15 protein-coding genes are annotated in these 18,524 nt (G+C 62.9%); 9 read left to right on the top strand and 6 right to left on the bottom strand.

Going from position 1 to position 18,524, the window contains the following annotated elements; translation table 11 throughout:
* Position 1: 1 nt before the first annotated feature.
* The 5 genes from CTP10_RS33215 to CTP10_RS33195 all read right to left on the bottom strand — a co-directional run bounded on the left by CTP10_RS33215 (position 2) and on the right by CTP10_RS33195 (position 4,502).
* Positions 2–418, bottom strand: coding sequence for a DUF411 domain-containing protein (locus tag CTP10_RS33215; RefSeq protein ID WP_116323740.1), 417 nt, complete (start codon positions 416–418; stop codon positions 2–4).
* 53 nt (positions 419–471) lie between these two features.
* Positions 472–2,754 (bottom strand): heavy metal translocating P-type ATPase, encoded by a 2,283-nt coding sequence (locus tag CTP10_RS33210; RefSeq protein WP_116323741.1) that lies wholly within the window; start codon positions 2,752–2,754, stop codon positions 472–474.
* A gap of 140 nt (positions 2,755–2,894) precedes the next feature.
* Positions 2,895–3,173: a DUF2933 domain-containing protein gene (locus tag CTP10_RS33205; protein WP_199414747.1), complete on the bottom strand. Its 279-nt coding sequence runs from the start codon at positions 3,171–3,173 to the stop codon at positions 2,895–2,897.
* Positions 3,174–3,646: 473 nt separating this feature from the next.
* Positions 3,647–3,922, bottom strand: a complete 276-nt coding sequence (locus tag CTP10_RS33200; RefSeq protein ID WP_116323742.1) for a hypothetical protein — start codon at positions 3,920–3,922, stop codon at positions 3,647–3,649.
* A gap of 139 nt (positions 3,923–4,061) precedes the next feature.
* Complete coding sequence (locus CTP10_RS33195) at positions 4,062–4,502, bottom strand: CzcE family metal-binding protein (protein ID WP_158577772.1); 441 nt, start codon at positions 4,500–4,502, stop codon at positions 4,062–4,064.
* A gap of 1,134 nt (positions 4,503–5,636) precedes the next feature.
* On the opposite strand from CTP10_RS33195, the gene CTP10_RS33190 reads away from it, so the two are divergent.
* The 6 genes from CTP10_RS33190 (at position 5,637) to CTP10_RS33165 (ending at position 12,693) form a co-directional block, all read left to right on the top strand.
* A complete protein-coding gene (locus tag CTP10_RS33190; protein ID WP_116323745.1) occupies positions 5,637–5,837 on the top strand; it encodes a hypothetical protein in 201 nt (66 codons plus the stop codon).
* A gap of 7 nt (positions 5,838–5,844) precedes the next feature.
* Positions 5,845–6,243 carry a copper resistance protein gene (locus CTP10_RS33185; RefSeq protein ID WP_116323746.1) on the top strand — a complete coding sequence of 133 codons (399 nt, stop codon included), beginning with the start codon at positions 5,845–5,847 and terminating at the stop codon, positions 6,241–6,243.
* A 72-nt stretch (positions 6,244–6,315) separates the two neighbouring features.
* Complete coding sequence (locus CTP10_RS33180; RefSeq protein ID WP_116323747.1) at positions 6,316–7,623, top strand: TolC family protein; 1,308 nt, start codon at positions 6,316–6,318, stop codon at positions 7,621–7,623.
* Positions 7,620–9,173, top strand: coding sequence for an efflux RND transporter periplasmic adaptor subunit (locus CTP10_RS33175; protein WP_116323748.1), 1,554 nt, complete (start codon positions 7,620–7,622; stop codon positions 9,171–9,173). Before CTP10_RS33180 ends, CTP10_RS33175 begins: the two co-directional genes overlap by 4 nt.
* Entirely contained in the window at positions 9,170–12,343 is a 3,174-nt protein-coding gene (locus CTP10_RS33170) for an efflux RND transporter permease subunit (protein WP_116323749.1), read from the top strand. Before CTP10_RS33175 ends, CTP10_RS33170 begins: the two co-directional genes overlap by 4 nt.
* The gene (locus CTP10_RS33165; RefSeq protein ID WP_116323750.1) at positions 12,340–12,693 is read left to right on the top strand and encodes a copper-binding protein; all 354 of its coding nucleotides are present in this window, start codon (positions 12,340–12,342) and stop codon (positions 12,691–12,693) included. Before CTP10_RS33170 ends, CTP10_RS33165 begins: the two co-directional genes overlap by 4 nt.
* Before the next feature lie 392 nt (positions 12,694–13,085).
* On the opposite strand, the gene CTP10_RS33160 is transcribed toward CTP10_RS33165, so the two are convergent.
* Entirely contained in the window at positions 13,086–13,982 is an 897-nt protein-coding gene (locus CTP10_RS33160) for a sterol desaturase family protein (protein WP_116323751.1), read from the bottom strand.
* 162 nt (positions 13,983–14,144) lie between these two features.
* Here CTP10_RS33160 and CTP10_RS33155 point away from each other — a divergent pair, with 162 nt between their 5' ends.
* The 3 genes from CTP10_RS33155 to lspA all read left to right on the top strand — a co-directional run bounded on the left by CTP10_RS33155 (position 14,145) and on the right by lspA (position 18,362).
* Positions 14,145–14,777 carry a cation transporter gene (locus CTP10_RS33155; protein ID WP_116323752.1) on the top strand — a complete coding sequence of 211 codons (633 nt, stop codon included), beginning with the start codon at positions 14,145–14,147 and terminating at the stop codon, positions 14,775–14,777.
* Positions 14,778–14,863: 86 nt separating this feature from the next.
* Positions 14,864–17,878, top strand: coding sequence for a heavy metal translocating P-type ATPase (locus tag CTP10_RS33150; protein WP_199414748.1), 3,015 nt, complete (start codon positions 14,864–14,866; stop codon positions 17,876–17,878).
* Complete coding sequence (lspA, locus tag CTP10_RS33145) at positions 17,868–18,362, top strand: signal peptidase II (protein WP_116323754.1); 495 nt, start codon at positions 17,868–17,870, stop codon at positions 18,360–18,362. The genes CTP10_RS33150 and lspA overlap by 11 nt, the downstream gene beginning before the upstream one ends.
* Positions 18,363–18,524 lie beyond the last annotated feature (162 nt).

The raw sequence follows: 18,524 nt of genomic DNA, 5'->3' as shown, positions 1-18,524 counted from the left end.
CTTAGTTCTTCGAGAACGGCTTGCCGCCAAAATCGACCGTCACGAGGTTACCGTCCATCTTGCCCATGCCGGGGGAGTTTGCCGGCATACCAGGCACTGCGACGCCTTTTACGGCCGGGCTGGCAGCCAGTTTCCTGACCGCTGCCGCGGGCACATGCCCCTCCACCACCTGGCCGGTACCTTCCATCACTGCGGTATGGCACGAGCCCAGTTGCGCGGGGACTCCCAGCTTCGTCTTGATGGCGTCGACATCGGTCGAATTGATGACTTTGGTGCGGATGCCGGCTTCATTTAAATGCCGTACCCAACCTTCGCAGCATCCGCAATTGGGATCCTTGTACACCACCAGAGACGGCGAGGCTGCATGCGCCGTGACGCCAATCGCCAGCAATGCGGCAGTGAAAAGAAACTTCTTCATTAGAACTGACTCCTGAAACATACATACGGTCGCTTTGGCCGGTGGCAGGACCCTCAGGTCTGCGCTTTCCGGAGCCGCAATGCATTGGTGATGACCGAGGCCGAACTCAGGCTCATCGCGAGCGCCGCAATCATCGGCGATAGCAACAAGCCTGTGACCGGATACAAAACGCCCGCGGCCAGGGGAACGCCCAAGGCGTTATAGATGAAGGCAAAGCCGAGGTTCTGCTTCATGTTTCGAATGGTCGCTTGGGAGAGTTCCCTGGCGCGGGCAATCCCGCGCAAATCTCCCTTGATCAGCGTGACCTGGGCACTGTTCATCGCGACATCGGTGCCGGTGCCCATGGCAATGCCGACATCCGCCTTCGCAAGTGCCGGCGCATCGTTGATGCCGTCGCCGGCCATGGCGACAACGGCGCCTGCCCGCTGCAGGGATCTGACAAGTTCAAGCTTGTCCGCCGGCTTCACCTCGCCGTGGAACTCGTCAACGCCTAGTTTCCCCGCCACCGCCTTGGCCGTTGCAATCCCGTCGCCGGTCGCCATCACGACACGGATACCTTCTTCCCTCAGAAGCGCCAGCGCTTCCGGCGTGGTGGCCTTTACCGGGTCCGAGACGGCGAGCAGACCAGCAAGCTTGCCTTCGACAGCGAGATACATGACGCTGGCGCCTTGCGCACGCAGCCCATCAGCCTGCGCCACGAGCGGATCGATGAGAATCCCTTCCGCTTGCATGAGCGCCGTGTTCCCGATCGCGAGCTTCTTGCCGCCCAGCGTGGCTCTTACCCCGATGCCGCTGCTGGACTCGAAGCCCTCCGGTTTTTCCAGTTGCAGGCCGCGCTCGCGGGCTGCCTCAACGATTGCGGCCGCCAGGGGATGTTCGCTGCCCTGGTCCAGGCTGGCGGACAAGCGCAGCACATCCTCCTCGGCATAACCGTTTGCGCCGATGGCGCGCTCAAACACCGGCCGGCCCTCGGTGAGCGTCCCGGTCTTGTCGACAATCAGGGTATCGACCTTGCGCAGATTCTCAATGGCAGCGGCATCGCGGAACAACACGCCGTTGGAAGCACCCTTGCCGCTCGCGACCATGATCGACATCGGCGTGGCAAGGCCCAGTGCACAGGGGCAAGCAATAATCAGGACCGCGACGGCATTAATCAGTCCGAACACCCAGCTCGGCTCGGGGCCGAAGAGTCCCCATGCGACCAAGGTCAGCACGGCAATGCCGATGACACCGAGGACAAAGACGCCGGCGACCTTGTCGGCCATCCGCTGCATCGGCGCCTTCGATCGCTGCGCCTGCGCCACCATCTGGACGATCTGGGACAGCACGGTCTGAGAGCCGACCTTTTCGGATTGGATCACGAGGCTGCCTGACGTGTTCATCGTGGCACCGATGACTCGGTCGCCGACGCGCTTGGTGGTCGGAATGGGCTCGCCGGTAATCATCGATTCGTCGACCGCGCTGGTGCCTTCCATTACCACGCCGTCGACCGGCACCTTCTCGCCGGGCCGCACGCGCAGCAGATCGCCCACGTGGACATGGGTGAGGGGCACGTCCTCCTCGGCTCCGTCGGGGCCGATACGTCGGGCCGTCTTGGGCGCGAGGCCCAGCAACGACTTGATGGCGGCGGAGGTCTGGGAGCGCGCCCGGAGCTCAAGAAGCTGGCCCAGCAGCGTGAGCGAGATAATGACCACCGCGGCCTCAAAATACACGCCGATGCGGCCATGCTCGGCGAACGTCTGCGGAAACGCCTGCGGCATGGCGGTCGCAATGACGCTGTAGACATAGGCAGCGCCGGTGCCGATTCCGATCAGCGTCCACATGTTCGGACTACGGTTGACGATCGACTGGAAACAACGCACGAAGAACGGCCAGCCAGCCCATAGCACCACGGGTGTCGCCAGCACAAGCTCAACCCAGCTCTGGGTAGAGACCTCCATCCAGCCGAAGCGATGCCCGAACATGGCCAGCACGAACACGACGCCGGTGAGCGGAAGCGTCCACCAGAAGCGGTGGCGGAAATCTGCCAGTTCGGGGTTCTCGCCTTCCTCCAGATCCGGCAGCAACGGCTCCAGCGCCATGCCGCACTTCGGGCAGTTGCCCGGATGGTCCTGCCGGATCTCCGGGTGCATGGGGCAGGTATAGATCGTGCCCTCGGCGGCAGGCTCCGTCGTGGGCGGCTCAGGCGGGGTGGTGTACTTTTCCGGGGCGGCCTCGAACTTCTGCTGGCAGGACGCGCTGCAAAAATAATAGCGAGCCCCAGAATGCTCAGCCTGCAATTTGGAATCGGCCGAGACGGTCATCCCGCAGACCGGATCCTTGAGGGCCTGCGTCATCCCGGTTCCAGCCTGTTCATGAGCATGGTGATGCGCAGGTTCGTGTTCATGGCCATGACCAGACTGATCCTGAGCCGGGGTATGTGAACCGGCGCCGTGGCGGCCAGGTTCCGTTGCATCGTGTTCGTTGCTTGTCCTGTTCATCCTGGCTCCCTTTGGTTGCTGGGCCGGGCATCCGCTGAGTCATCCGAGTTTCCTGCTACTGCGGCCTTGCCGTGGCCGGCATGGCTGCCATGAAAGAAATGCATCAGCGGACACAGCAACACTAGCGCAAAGGGCAGCCACGAGGCAACCTGGCTCCAGCGCTGCACGCCGAGTGCAATCGCCGCAACGCCTGCTGCCGCGAACAACAGCCAGCGATAACGCATGAACCCATGGGCTCCGGTACCGGAGGCAGACAATTGGTGGGTGATCTTCATGACATGCTCCTTACACGAAGATGACGGTCATCTGGGGTCCGGGACTTCCATGCCCTGCCTGATGACGCCAGCTTAGAGGTTCCCATTGTGGGAAGGTCAAGCGCTGCATGAAACCGGAGGATAGCGGCGACGCATGGCGGCACCTGGTCCAGGCGCGCCAGAACGTTCGGAACTTGCGAGGAACATTTGTTGGCGCTGGCAGAGGAAGCGATTCGGGCGGCGAGGGGAAGATTGCTCGGGTAAGCTGATCGCCTGCGGCGCCATATAGATTGAGCGCGGAGAAGCCGCCTTTAGAACGGCGTACTGCTAAGCAAGGGATTGCAGCGCTGCGGCCTTGAGTTTCAGACCAGGGAAGATCAGTAGAGACACCGCCGAAAAAGCAGTCGTGTGCCGCGGGCCGCCCTGATCACGGCCCACGGTCGGGTTACTGCAAAACCTCAGCACCTGGACGGTTGCGCCAAGGGATTCGCGGATCAGACGCCATCCGTAAAGGTGTCGCGCGTTCCCACGGCGTGGCTGCCATCGCTGAATGGGTCGCGCGCCCCCATCGCGTGGCTACCATCCGTGAAGGGATCACGCGTGCCCATTGCATGGCCGCCGTCGGTAAACGGATCGCGCGTGCCCATCGCGTGGGCGCCGTCAGTAAAGGAATCGCGCGGCGAGTTTACGCCGGCATTTGCCATGGTGGCCACGCTGCCCAGGGTCGCAGCAGTCAATATCACAAGAGCGGTCTTCTTCAACGTAAGCATTTTCCTTCTCCAATTTTTTTAGCAATTGGCTCGGAGAGCCTGCAAACACAGTATAGAAATCGGTACCCCCACCTAGTCGTGACACTGACATTACAAAGCGGTCATCTCGGGTAGCAGGCGGCGGCATCGGGTTTTGCTTTCAGTGGCCCGTAAAGAGACGACTGCGTTCGATATGGACACGCACACCTTGAGCATTCGGCATGCCGGGCAGCATGACGCCAAGGTCCACGGACGTTCCGCGAATCGATTCGGCGAATTTCCACGTTGCCTCCTGCCCCCCGCTCTTGAATGTCACGGTTTCGCCGGACGCGACGTTGACGTACTTCATTTCGGGGGCCAGCGCCACTGTGCGGGAGGCAGTGCTTGCAGGCACCATACCGCCAAAGATGGCTGCCTGCGAACCTGCACGCGTTGCGGTTTCCGGCCCTACCGCCGCTGCAACGGGTTCGACAGCTTGACGCTGGACATGTTGAGCCATGTCATCGCCCGCGTTGGTCTTCGCCTTGTCGGTACTCCATGCAGAGGAGATGGAAACGGCGGACAGAACCAGCGCAACGGCCACGGTTCTTTTGGTTTTCATGGTGCACTCCATTGACGTTTCGAGGCATGGACCTCTTGAATTCAATGGTATGAGTCCGTCGCTCACCGAGGCGTTACGCAGGCATTACATCCCCGTAAGCTGCCGCGAAACTTGTGTGTTGCGCATTTTGGCGAGACTCACAAGATTTCACATCAGTGCGGGAAGAAGCTCGAGCGAACGCGCTGAGGAGCAAAATAGCGCTCCTTGACCTTCCCCCTGTGGGAAGGTCCATAGTTACTGCCGGATGGACTGCTAAGCCCATCGAAGAGAGCAACCAGCCAACGGTTCTTGCTCGGAGGTGACGCCATGACTACCGGTACACAGTCATTGACTGACGATGTTCTCGCAGTGTTCCGACGGGTATGCGAGCAACAGCAATATGGTGTTGCTGATCTGCTCTTGGCGGCCCTCGAAGTCATGGCTGGTCAAGACAAGGACCGCCAGCAACTAGACGAGGCATATCTCATCCTGGCGAACTGCGGCGTCCCGGCTGGCCCCTGCGCTGCGCGTGACTCGGGCCCAGTCCTGCAGATACGGGCCGACTATACTGAATGCAAGCAAGGCCAGACGGTGCCTGCTCCAGGCCGTTCTGGCGAGAAGGCGTGAGCGTATGAAGCACCTCTGGCGAGTCATCCTGCTAGTGACACTGGCCGTTGCGTTGCCTTTGCGAACGCTTGCTATGCCTGCAGAGCGCTGCTGCGTATTTGGCACGGCAGATGCTCAAGCCTTTGCTGCCCAAACCGCCGCAGGAGACGCCACCACTGGCGACGGCTGCGATCGGCCACACGGCTGTGCCGCAGGTGCGCAATCGGGCCACCCCGCGAACTCGACGTGCACCGCCACCTGTTCCTCCGTCGCTCCCACGCCAGCAATGGCGGTGAGCGCGGCGAGCATCTGGGAATCTGTCCAGTTCGCTCGCCCGGAACTCCCTTACTTCTCCGTTGTGTCCCCACCCCTTGAGCGGCCACCTCAGGCACTAGCCTCCTGGAGCGTCCAAGCCCGGACAGCGCTGGTCATCGGCGTGCGCTAACGCGCCCACGCCTGCGAGCGCCTGTCCGACACCAGCAACAGCGGACTGCCGCCCGGCCTTGAGCACTGTCGGCACCATGCTGTTCGCAGACAACGGGGAATATCATGAAGACCATCTTGCTTACTATGGCCGGCGCCATCGCCACTGCCGTATCCTTGGCCGCCGTGGCAGGCCCAGACTTTTATGTGATCGAAAAGGCGCGTGGCGCCAAGCAGGCAGGCGCGCACAAATCAGTGCCTCAACCGAAGAATGGCGACCACGCGGCGATGAGAAGCCAAACGCTGCTAACATTCCTGCCAAACTAGGCATCTCGTGCGTACTACCCTCCGTCGGCTCTGGCTTGCCGCATTCCTGCTGAGCGCTTTCCTGACAGTGCAACTGGCAGCGGCGGCGTATGCCTGCGACGGCAGCCGGTATTCGGTGGGGGCGACGCAGGAGATGGCCGGCATGACCGAATCCTGCCCGGACATGACCAAGGAAAACGCCGGCCCAGGAATACATGACGGGCTTTGTCAGGAGCACTGCCAGCTCGGCTCCAAGTCGGCCGATCATGCAACGCCTCAGATTCCTGTCTTCCAGCCGGTGCTCGTCAACCTGGTGGTGCCCACCCCGGTACCAGTACTGGCACATCGCGTAGCGGTTCCCGGCGACGCGATCCTGCGCGGGCCGCCACGCTCCCTCCCTATCCTCAACTGCTGTTTCCGAACGTAGCCTCCGAAGCAACGCCTGCTATCGTGCCCTGAGCCAAAGTCTTCAGGGTGGTCGTTGCTTTGCGGAGGCTTTATGCATTTGCGTTTCTCCACCATGTGCGGGCGCCGGCTGGCGTTCGCCATCACGCTGCTTGCCGTCATCCCTCCGGCATGGGCGCAATCCGCGGCCGCACTCTCCTTGCAGGAAGCGGTCGCGCTCGCATCATCGCGCTCGACGGATGCCGAGACATCGCGGTCGGCGGTCCAGTCAGCCATTGAGATGGCAGTCGCAGGCAGGCAGTTTCCGGACCCCATCCTGAAGGTTGGTGTCAACAACGTGCCGGCTGATGGCCCTGATCGGTTCTCGCTTGGCACGGATTCAATGACCATGCGGTCGATCAGCTTGATGCAGGAATTCACGCGCTCAGCGAAGCGCCAGGCCCGCGCCGAGCGCTTCGAGGCCGAGGCGTCATCGGCCGAGGCCCAACGCGCAGTGGCGTTGGCCACCGTGCAGCGCGGTGCCGCCACAGCCTGGCTAAACCGCTGGTATGCCGAACGCGCCTACGGCGTCCTCACTGAACAGGCGCAGTCGATCAAGCTGATGGTGGATGCCGCACAGGCTGTTTATCGTGGCAACCGTGGTTCGCGCGCCGACTTCCTGGCGGCCGAGCTTGAATTGCAGCAACTGCAGGATCGCGAAGACGAGGCCCGCGCCGCGGTCGCTTCGGCCCGGGCGATGCTGCGCCGGTGGGTCGGCGACGCCGCGGAGCAGCCACTGACCGAGCGCCCCGCGTTCGATGCGCCGGTGTGGCTGGAGACTATCGATGCCGCCGGCGTTACGCAACTGCCAGACGTCGCGGCCGCAGAGGCCCAAGTTGGCGTGGCAGAGGCAGAAAGCCGGGTCGCGCGCGAGAGCAAGATTCCGGACGTCAGTGTCGAACTGATGTACAGCCAGCGCGGCCCCGCCTACTCGAACATGGTGTCGCTGAACGTCTCGCTGCCGGTGCCCTGGGACCAGAAGAATCGCCAAGACCGTGAGCTGGCCTCCAAGCTTGCGCAGGCCAACGCCGCACGGGCGCAGGCCGAATCGGTCCGCCGGGGACTGATCGGCCAGCTCCGCGGCAAGCAGGCTGAACTGCAACACAGCCAGTCGCGCCTAGAGCGCTATCGGAATACCACCTTGCCACTGGCGAAGGCGCAAACCGAGGCCGCCTTGACCGCCTATCGCGCCGGCGCCGGCAGCCTGACAGCCGTCGCTGACGCCAGCCGCAAAGCGCTCAACATCTCGCTCGAACACCTTAAGCTCGAGGCCGCTACCGCCCGGCTGTGGGCAGAACTCACCTTCCTGATGCCGTTGCCGACTGCAGCGCAACCCACGTCGAGGCAAGGAATCCAACCATGAAGAAGACCACGATTGCACGGACGGTGACGGCTCTCGTCGTAATGGCGAGCGTCGGCGGTGCCTATTACCTCGGCCAACGACAGGGACGCCAGCATACGGCCACGACGACGACGCCCGCGGGCGGCTCCGGCAGTGCGGGCCTCAAGGCTGGTGATATCGATCCCAAAACGGGCAAGCGCATCCTCTATTGGCATGATCCGATGGTGCCAGGCCAGCGCTTTGACAAGCCAGGCAAGTCGCCCTTCATGGATATGGCGTTGTCGCCCGTGTACGAGGAAGCCAGTGGCGGCGCGGCCGTCACCATCGACAGCCGCGTGACGCAGAACCTTGGTATCCGGACGGCGGAGGTAAACGCAGGCCGGCTGGAATCCGCACTTGAAGTTCCAGGGAATGTCGCGATCAACGAACGCGGCATCGAAGTGCTCCAGGCCCGTACGACCGGGTTCGTCGAGCATGCGTATGCCAGGACGACGCTGGATCCGGTCCATAAAGGCCAGCCACTGGCGCAGATCTACTCGCCTGAATGGGTCGCCGCGCAAGAGGAGTATCTGGCGGTGGCCCGCATGGGCGGCAGCCTGCAGAGCGACTTGCGCGAAGCCGCCATTGCCCGCATGCGGCAGGCTGGCATGACCCACAGCCACATCCGCCTGGTGCAGAGCACCGGCAAGCTCCAGCCGCGGCTCACCGTAACGAGTTCGGTAGACGGCATCGTCACTGAAATCGGCGCGCGCGACGGCATGACTGTATCTCCTGGCACGACGCTCTTTCGCATTGCCAGCCTAGCAACGGTATGGCTGCTGGCCGAAGTGCCGGAGTGCCAGGCCGCGCAGCTACGACCCGGACAAACCGTGTCGGCGGTCGCGGCAGCCCTGACCGGACAAACGCTGACCGGCAAGGTCGACGTCATCCTGCCAGACATCAACACAAGCACCCGGACTGTCAAGGTACGGATCGAGCTGCAGAACAAGGGCCGTCAGTTGCTGCCAGGCATGTTCGTGACTGCCCGCTTTGATGCCGAACCTGGACCCGAGAGGCTGCTTGTCCCGACCGAGTCGCTGATCCGCACCGGGACGCGCACGATCGCCATGGTGGAAACGGGCCAGGGCGGCTTCAGCCCGGTCGAGGTCAGGACAGGTGCTGCTTCTGGCGGGCAGACCGAGGTGATCGAAGGCCTCAAGGCGGGACAGAAGGTCGTGGTATCCGGCCAGTTCCTGATCGATTCCGAAGCCAGCCTGCGCGGTACGGCGCAGCGCATGACGGCAGCGCGGGCCGCTTCCGCACCAGCCGCCGCCGCGGCCGCGGGGCCGGAGCACGAAGGCGTCGGGCGTGTGGAGGCGGTAAGCGCGCAAGGCATGACGATTTCCCACGGGCCGATTCCGTCGGCCCAGTGGGGCGCCATGACCATGGACTTTGCCGCGCCGCCTTCCGGCATGCCGAAGGGATTCAAGCCTGGTGACCGCATCCGCTTCCGCTTCCACCTGAACAGCGAAGGCGCTGCGACGCTATCGTCGGTTGAGCCCGCCGCCTCTTCGCAGGGAGCCAGGCCATGATCGCGCGGCTTATCCTTGCTTCCATCCGCAATCGATCCCTGGTGCTGCTGGCCACTGCCATGCTTACAGCCTGGGGCTTGTGGGCCGTGCGCAGTACACCGCTCGACGCGCTGCCGGATCTGTCCGACGTACAGGTGATCATCCGCACGCCGTTCCCCGGCCAGGCGCCCCAGATCGTGGAAAACCAGGTCACCTATCCCCTTACCACGACGATGCTGTCCGTGCCCGGCGCCAAGACTGTGCGCGGCTATTCATTCTTCGGCGATTCCTATGTCTACGTGCTGTTCGAGGATGGGACGGATCTCTACTGGGCGCGCTCGCGCGTGCTCGAGTACCTGAACCAGGTGCAATCCCGGCTGCCCGCCGCCGCCAAGCCGGCGCTTGGCCCTGACGCGACCGGCGTAGGCTGGATCTACGAGTACGCCCTTATCGACAAGACCGGGCAGCACGACCTCAGCCAGTTGCGGGCATTGCAGGACTGGTTCCTGCGCTTCGAGCTCAAGTCGCTGCCCAATGTCGCCGAGGTCGCATCCCTCGGCGGGATGGTCAAGCAGTACCAGATTGTGCTGATGCCAGACCGGCTGCGTGCCTATAACCTGTCGCAGGCCAAGGTGCTGGCGGCACTCAAAGGTGCGAACCAGGAAACCGGGGGTTCGGTGCTGGAGCTGGGCGAGGCCGAGTACATGGTGCGGGCCAGTGGCTACCTGAAGACGCTCGACGACTTCCGCCAGATACCGCTGGTGACCAGCGGCGCCGGCATCCCGGTACGACTGGGTGACGTCGCCACCATTCAGTTCGGACCCGAGATGCGGCGCGGCATTGCCGAGCTCGACGGCCAGGGCGAAGTCGCGGGCGGCGTCATTGTGATGCGCTCCGGCAAGAATGCGCTCGAGACTATCGACGCGGTCAAGGCCAGGCTTGCCACCCTGCAAAAAAGCCTGCCCAAGGGCGTGGAGATCGTGAGCACCTACGATCGTTCAGCGCTGATCAATCGCGCGGTGGACAACCTGACGGCCAAGCTCATCGAAGAATTCATCGTGGTGGCGCTGGTGTGCCTGATGTTCCTGTTTCACCTGCGTTCGGCTCTGGTGGCCATTGTCTCGCTGCCGCTGGGCGTGCTGGCAGCGTTCCTGGTGATGCGCTACCAGGGAGTGAACGCCAACATCATGTCGCTGGGCGGCATCGCCATCGCCATTGGCGCGATGGTCGATGCGGCGGTGGTGATGATCGAGAATGCGCACAAGCACCTGGAGCACTGGCACGCCGACAACCCGGGACGGGAACTGCCCGCGCACGAGCGATGGCGTGTCACCGGCGAGTCAGCGGCGGAAGTCGGGCCAGCCCTCTTCTTCTCGCTGCTGATTATCACGCTCTCATTCATCCCCGTGTTCACGCTGGAGGCGCAGGAGGGGCGACTCTTCTCGCCGCTGGCCTTCACCAAGACTTACTCGATGGCGGCCGCGGCCGGCTTGTCGATCACGCTGGTGCCGGTCCTGATGGGCTACATGATCCGCGGGAAGATTCCGTCGGAACAGGCCAATCCCCTCAACCGGTGGTTGATCCGCGGTTACCAGCCATTGCTTGCCAAGGTGCTCTCGTATCCGAAGACCACGCTGGCGATCGCGGCGCTGTTGCTGGTGGCGACCGCCTGGCCGATCATGCGCATCGGTGGCGAGTTCATGCCTCCCCTCGATGAGGGAGACCTGCTGTACATGCCTTCGGCCTTGCCCGGGCTCTCCGCCGGCAAGGCGGCACAGCTACTGCAGCAGACCGACCGCCTGATCAAGACCGTACCGGAGGTTGCGACCGTGTTTGGCAAAGCCGGCCGCGCCGATACCGCCACCGATCCTGCCCCGATCGAGATGTTCGAGACCACTATCCAGTTCAAGCCACACGATCAGTGGCGTGCGGGCATGACTACCGACAAGCTGGTGGAGGAGTTGGATCGCGTGGTCAAGGTGCCCGGCTTGTCGAACATCTGGGTGCCGCCGATTCGCAATCGGATCGACATGCTCGCCACAGGGATCAAAAGCCCTGTCGGGATCAAGGTGGCCGGCACGGACCTGAAGGAGATCGACCGGCTCGCCACTCGCATCGAGGAGGCCGTCAAGAATGTGCCGGGCGTCACCTCCGCGCTGGCCGAACGTCTCACCGGCGGCCGCTATATCGATGTCGATATCGACCGCAGGGCCGCAGGCCGGTACGGCCTCAACATCGAGGACGTGCAAGGTATCGTTTCATCCGCGATCGGGGGTGAAAACGTTGGTGAAGTGGTCGATGGCCTAGCCCGCTTTCCGATCAACGTCCGGTATCCGCGCGACTACCGGGATTCCATCGAGCAATTGCGCAGCCTGCCGATCGTGACCGACAAGGGGTTGCAGATCACCCTGTCCGACGTAGCCCGCATCGAAGTCGTGCAAGGCCCGCCGATGCTGCGCAGCGAAAATGCGCGCCTGTCCGGCTGGATCTATGTCGACATTCGCGGACGAGACCTGCGGTCCGCCGTACGAGATATGCAGGCCGCGGTAGCAAAGGCCGTGCCGATGCCTGCGGGCTACTCGCTGAGCTGGTCAGGGCAGTTCGAGTACTTGGAGCGCGCCACCGCCAAACTGAAGGTGGTGGTGCCGTTCACGTTGCTGATCATCTTCGTGCTGCTCTACCTAGTATTCGGCCGCCTGGATGAGGCGATCCTGATCATGGGTACCTTGCCCCTGGCCCTGATTGGCGGCTTCTGGCTGCTCTATCTGCTCGGCTACAACCTGTCCGTTGCCGGCATTGTCGGTTTTATCGCGCTCGCCGGCGTCGCGGCGGAGTTTGGCGTGATCATGCTGCTCTACCTGAAGCAGGCATGGACCGAGCGGATCGAGAACGGCGAGACCAGCGTGCCCGCTTTGCTGGATGCGATCCAGGAAGGCGCGGTGTTGCGTGTTCGGCCGAAAGCGATGACCGTCGCTGTCATCCTGGCCGGGCTGATCCCCATTATGTGGTCGCACGGTACCGGCTCCGAGGTCATGCAGCGTATCGCCGCACCCATGGTCGGCGGCATGGTGACGGCGCCGCTGTTGTCGATGTTCGTGGTGCCGGCCGTCTACTTGTTGATGCGCCGCCGTCACGCCAAGGCAGCTTCTTCTCTTTCCCTCAACCTCTCACTCCAGGAGGATTCGCAATGAACCACATCAAGACAGTCGCTATCGCCCTCGCCGTTGCTGCCACGCCGGCGGCCTTTGCCGCCGGTTCGATGGACGGCATGGACATGAAAGGCATGGACATGAAGCCATCGGCCGAATCGCAACATGCCACCCGCCCCGTTGCGGCGGAAATCAAGAAGATCGATGCGCAAGCGGGAAAGGTTACGCTAAAGCATGGCCCGATTGAGAACCTTGGGATGCCGGCGATGACGATGGCGTTCCCGGTCAAAGATCGCACCGCACTGAAGGACTTTAAGGAAGGGGATGCCGTCACCGCCGTGTTCGACAAGATCGATGGCAAGGCAACGGTCGTGGATATGCAGCGCAAGTAAAGCTCCGGCGGCACACCGCCCGCGTCTGGACCGTGTGCCGCCTGGCATGGCCGGATCCCGCCTTCACGCCGTTGCGGTAGACCTCTGAACGGTGTCGAAAGAATCGAAATCGCTATCCACAAGGTACCGCCAAAGTGAGCCACCCCCCTACCTGCCACGCGACGTCATCGTCGTCATCGTGGTTGCCGTGACGTTCATCACGTGCGCAACAGGTTTGCTCGCATGGCATCTTCATCGCCAAATGCGCGCCAAGCGCGGCCTGGAGAGTCGCAAATCAGGTTCATCCACGCGACGTCGCAAAATTTCAAGACGGCGCAAATAGTCCCTGGCTCTCGCCTGACTTGCGGGCATGCGACGGCTCGCGAGCCGGTCTCCCCTGAACGAGAGCGGTTTTAGACATCAGCATCGCGGCAAGGTGAGAAGCCTTCGCTGGCCTGGCTACGTTTTGGGTCCGGTCGTTTAAACGGATAGACCAGTTGCTTGCCGTAGCGGTGCGGCACCGGATCGCCTTCGATGCCGATTGGGCCCAGTGGCGCCTGCGGTTGATAGAACGTGCCGAAGAGGTGGTCCCATACCAGCCAGAACTCCCCGAAATTGACCTGCGCGTCCGCGAAGCGCTCCCGATGGTGCCAGCGATGGAGTTCTGCAACGCCTAACAGATACCGCACCGGCCCCAGCCGATAGTCCAGGTTCGCATGCTGGAATGCCAGATGGACCGCCAGAATCGCGAACCAGCCCCCCACTACATCGGCCGGCGCGCCTAGGATGCCCAGGACCAGTAAGCCCGGAACCGCCATCAGGGCTGCATGCATCGGGTGGCGCCGTTCCCCGTTTAGCCAGTAGAGCCGCCGCGATGAATGATGAATGCTGTGCAGCCGCCACAGGAAGCCATAGTGGTGGCTGAGCCGATGGACGGCATACAGTGACAGGTCCAGCGGCGCGCCTGCCAGGAATACCTGCAACAAGTATGGCCATTCTGCAGGCCACCATAGCCCGGGCCAACCCGTCCATTCCCGCAGCCCCACGAAGCCCAGCACAGCGCCGTGCATCATGGCCAGATTCACAACGGCATGGGCGACATCCGCCGGAAAGTCGAGGTCCCGCTTCTGCCACCATGCATCGAACGGGACAAAGCGCTCCAGCCAAGCAACAAGAAGAAGTCCGCCAGCCGCGCACAACGCCAGCCAAGCCAGCTGCGTGCCCTGTGAGGGGGTGGCCGAAACCCCTGTGATTACCAGGGCCATGATGGCCGGATAGGCGCCATACCGCACCACAGAGCGCGCTGTCATTGCTACTCCGGAGTTCAATTTCCTCCAGTGTCCCGAAGCGATGACCGATGAGCTTGAACAAACCTGCTGAATGCGTGTGAGGTCTTGACTCGATAGCGGGTACAGGGTGTGAAATCACTTAGACAGTTCGGGTGAAACAGGCGGAATAACGAAGGAATTCCAGTGAGCGACCACTGCGCCAACGAAGAACGACATGACCTTGACGCGAGTCAGGCGGCCGACCGCCGGATCCTGTGGCTGGTACTACTGATTAATGTCAGCCAATGTCTTGCAGGTGTGGGCGTGGGTCTTTGGGCGGCTTCCACGGCGGTGCTTGGCGCGGCCCTCGACAACCTTGCCGATGCGTTGGTGTATGGCGTCAGCCTATACGCCGTTGGGCGCTCGCCAGCCATCAAGGTGCGCGCAGCGCGGCTTTCGGGGTGGTTTTTGATTGGCCTGGCCGTGATGCTATGCGTGGAGGTCCTGCGTCGGTTCTTTGGCGGCGAGGCGCCGTTGGGGCCAGCGATGATGGTCATGGCGGGGGCCAATGCGGCGATGAACATCATCTGCTTGCGCTTACTAAAGCGGCACCGCGGTGAAGACGTTAACTTCAAGGCTTCCGCCATATTCACCAACAACGACTCAATTGTGAACCTGGCAATCGTGTTGTCCGGAGCGCTCGTGATGTGGTGGGGCTCCAACCTTCCGGACCTGGTTCTCGGTCTTGTGGTATCTGCAATCGCCGCTAACGGAGGTCGAGAGATCCTGGCTGAGGCGGCAGAGGTTGAGGAAAAGGCCCGCTCGGAGGCAACTTGACTACTCCCGCACCGCTAGCAACGTGTTGCCCTTGACTCTGTATCTACTTCAGGGTGTGAAATTCCGCCATATACAGAAAGAGGCGAATGATGAAGCTCGACCAAGCCCATACCGAAAGTGCTGCAGAAGCAACTCAAAGCCCGGAGCGGGTGGGGCGCCTGGACGGCACGACAACCGTCTTCCGCATTCCCAACATGGATTGCCGCAGCGAAGAATCGGCCATCCGTGCAAGCCTTGCCAAACTGACAGCGGTCGAGTCCCTTTCGTTCGACCTTCCCCAGCGCCGCCTCACCGTCCGGCATGGGCTGCCGAACCCGGAGCCGTTGCTTGAGGCCCTTCATGAGATCGGCATGCACGCTTCGCTAGATGAAGAAGGCGAAGCGGTGGGCAATGCCGCTTGCTCCGGATCCTGCGCCGGCAGCCAGAACGCTGCGTCAAAGGACGTATTCACCATTTCCAATATGGATTGCCGCTCCGAAGAGGCGGCGATCCGCGCGCGGCTTGAGCCGTTGGTCGGCGTCCAGTCACTCGAGTTCGACCTGCCCGCACGCCAGTTGTCTGTCGTCCACACCTTGTCCTCGGCCGAACCCCTGTTGACGGCGTTGCAATCGATCGGCATGCAGGCAAGGCTGGGCGAAGACACAGCTCCTGCGGCCGTGAATTGCGCAGCGACAACGAAGACCGACTGCGGTCCCTGCGGCATGCCCGCCGTCTCCTTCGTCCCTGCAGTCACGGGCAACACCACGCAGTTCCTGATCACCAACATGGACTGCCCCACCGAGGAAGCTCTGATCCGCAAGCGCCTGGGCAAGGTGGAGGGCATCGAACGCCTCGACTTCGACCTGATGAACCGCCGGCTGGAGGTGCAACACCGCCTGCCAGATCCGGCACCGGTCCTCGGCGCACTGCGCGAAATCGGCATGCACGCCACGGTCGAGCGCGAGGCAGGGGCCAGTTCCAAGGGACAAGCCACCTACCTGATCGAGAAGATGGACTGCCCGACCGAAGAGGCGCTACTGCGCAGGGCGTTGGAAGGCATGCCGGGCGTCAGCAGCCTGCAGTTCAACCTGATGAGCCGGACCCTGATCGTCAGCCATTCACTGAAGGACGAGGCGCCGATTACAGCGGCCATTGAGCGACTTGGGATGCAGCCGGTGCTGCGCGACCACAGTCGGCCCGCCCCCGCAGTCACGAGGGATTTTGGCACCGGCGTTTCGAAGGCGGAGTGGCTGCGCATGGGGGCCGCCGGCGTGTTGGCAGTCGGCGCGGAAGTCCTGGCGTTCTCCGGGATGGGTGAATCGGCGTGGCCGGTGGTGGCCGCGTCGCTGGCGGCCATTGCATTGGGCGGCATCGAGACCCTGAAGAAGGGATGGATCGCGCTGCGCACGCTGTCACTGAACATGAACCTGCTGATGACGATTGCCGTTATCGGTGCCGCCTTGATCGGCCAGTGGCCGGAAGCCGCCGTGGTGATCTGGCTGTTCGCCATTGCGGAGATGATCGAAGCGCTGAGCCTGGACCGGGCGCGCAACGCGATTCGCAAGCTGATGGACCTGGCGCCGGAAACAGCACTCGTCCGCCAGGACGACGGTCGCTGGCAAGAGGTCAAGGCCGAGACAGTGCCGCTTGGTGCCGTCGTACGCGTTCGTCCCGGCGAACGTATCGCCCTGGATGGGGTCGTGGTGTCGGGCGCATCAGCCATCAACCAGGCGCCCATTACCGGCGAAAGCATGCCCGTGGAAAAGAACCCCGGCGACACGGTGTTCGCGGGCACGATCAATGAGCGCGGCACACTGGAGTTCGAAGTTCACTCGCGCAAGGGAGAAACCACGCTCGACCGTATCGCCCGCTCGGTCCAGGAAGCCCAGGGCCAGCGCGCGCCGACGCAGCGCTTCGTCGATCGCTTTGCGAGCGTCTATACCCCCTCTGTCTTTGCCCTGGCGATCGCCATTGCCGTGATCCCGCCGCTGTTCTTTGGGGCCCCTTGGTTCGAATGGGTCTACAAGGCACTGGTGATGCTGGTGATTGCTTGTCCCTGCGCCCTGGTGATCTCGACACCGGTGACGGTCGTCAGCGGCCTGGCTGCGGCCGCTCGGCGAGGCATCCTCGTCAAGGGTGGCCTGTACCTGGAACAAGGGCGTCTGCTGCGCGCGGTGGCACTGGACAAGACTGGCACCATTACGCACGGCCGCCCGGCGCTGACCGATACGGTACCGACGGGCGCGCTCTCGGAGGCGGAAGTGCTGCGCATTGCCGCCAGCCTGGACGCCTTGTCCGAGCATCCAGTGGCCACGGCTATCGTCAACGCCTACGGCGATAAGCCCCACGCTTCTGTACTGGGCTTCGAAGCTCTGGCGGGCCGTGGCGTCAAGGGCGACATCGACGGCCAGACCTATTACGTCGGCAACCACCGCCTGGCCAATGAACTCGGCGTGGCCAGCGAGCAGGTCCGCAAGCTGCTGGAGAGCCTGGAAGCGCAGGCCAAGACAGCAGTGGTGCTTGCCACCGACCAGCAGGTGCTAGGTGTACTGGCAGTGGCCGACACGGTGCGCGACAGCAGCAAGCGCGCGGTAGCCGCGCTCAAGCAGTTGGGTGTGGAACCGGTAATGCTTACCGGCGACAACCGCAAGACCGCGGAAGCAGTGGCCGCCCAAGTGGGCATTACTGACGTTCGTGGCGACCTGCTGCCGCACGACAAGCTGGCTGCAATCGCAGAACTTGGCGCGAAGGCGCCGGTAGGCATGGTTGGAGACGGCGTCAACGATGCGCCCGCGCTAGCCAAGTCGAATATCGGCTTTGCGATGGGCGCTGCTGGCACCGACACCGCGATCGAGACCGCCGACGTGGCACTGATGCAGGATGATTTGCGCAAGCTGCCCGAGTTCATCAAACTGTCGCGCCGGGTGGGCGGCGTACTGAAGGCCAACATCGCCTTCGCGATCGGCACGAAGGCGATCTTCATGGTGCTCGCCTTCACCGGCCATGCCAGCCTGTGGCTCGCGATTCTTGCGGACATGGGAGCAAGCCTGGCCGTGGTGTTCAACGGACTGCGCTTGCTGGGTAGCAGTCCCTCCTCTGACCGTGATCACCATGCGGCCTGATCGCAGCATTGCCGTGGGTTTCGTATTGGCGGCCCTTATCGTGGCGATGGACATCGCGACGAAAGCCGCTGTCGTGGCTTGGATGGAGTACGGCGCAAGCCTCGAGTGGTTGCCTGTGCTCAACATCGTGCATGTGCTGAACCGAGGTGCCGCCTTCAGCTTTCTGCACGGCGCGGGGGGCTGGCAGCGATATTTTTTCATTGGAATTGCCCTAGCGGCCTCGGCGTTCCTTGTGTACATGATTCGGCGTGCTGGTACTTCCCATACCGAGCGGATCAGCTACGGACTGATCTTGGGCGGCGCGTTGGCCAATATGATCGACCGGGTCGCACGCGGAGCGGTGGTCGACTGGATCGATCTTCATTGGGGTTCGTACCATTGGCCGGCCTTCAATCTGGCTGACATCGGCATCACGCTAGGTGCTGCCTTGATCGTGTTCTATGAGCTCTTCGGCAGAAAGCAGGCACGCCCGGCCCGCGGATGAACGCGAAGTATCCGACAGACGGCCGATGCTGACCATCGCCGCGGCTGGGCAATCTACGTCGGACCGATAGAGGACGGTCGACTGCACCGACATCAGGCAGCTCAGTTGGCATGGAGCAGGCAGGGGCTGTTGTGTCTCGAAGGGGTCTGGGGCGTATTGAAG

Origin of the sequence: Cupriavidus sp. P-10 (genome assembly GCF_003402535.2) — a bacterium.
Classification (GTDB): domain Bacteria; phylum Pseudomonadota; class Gammaproteobacteria; order Burkholderiales; family Burkholderiaceae; genus Cupriavidus.
This window is presented reverse-complemented; position numbering and strand designations above follow the sequence as displayed.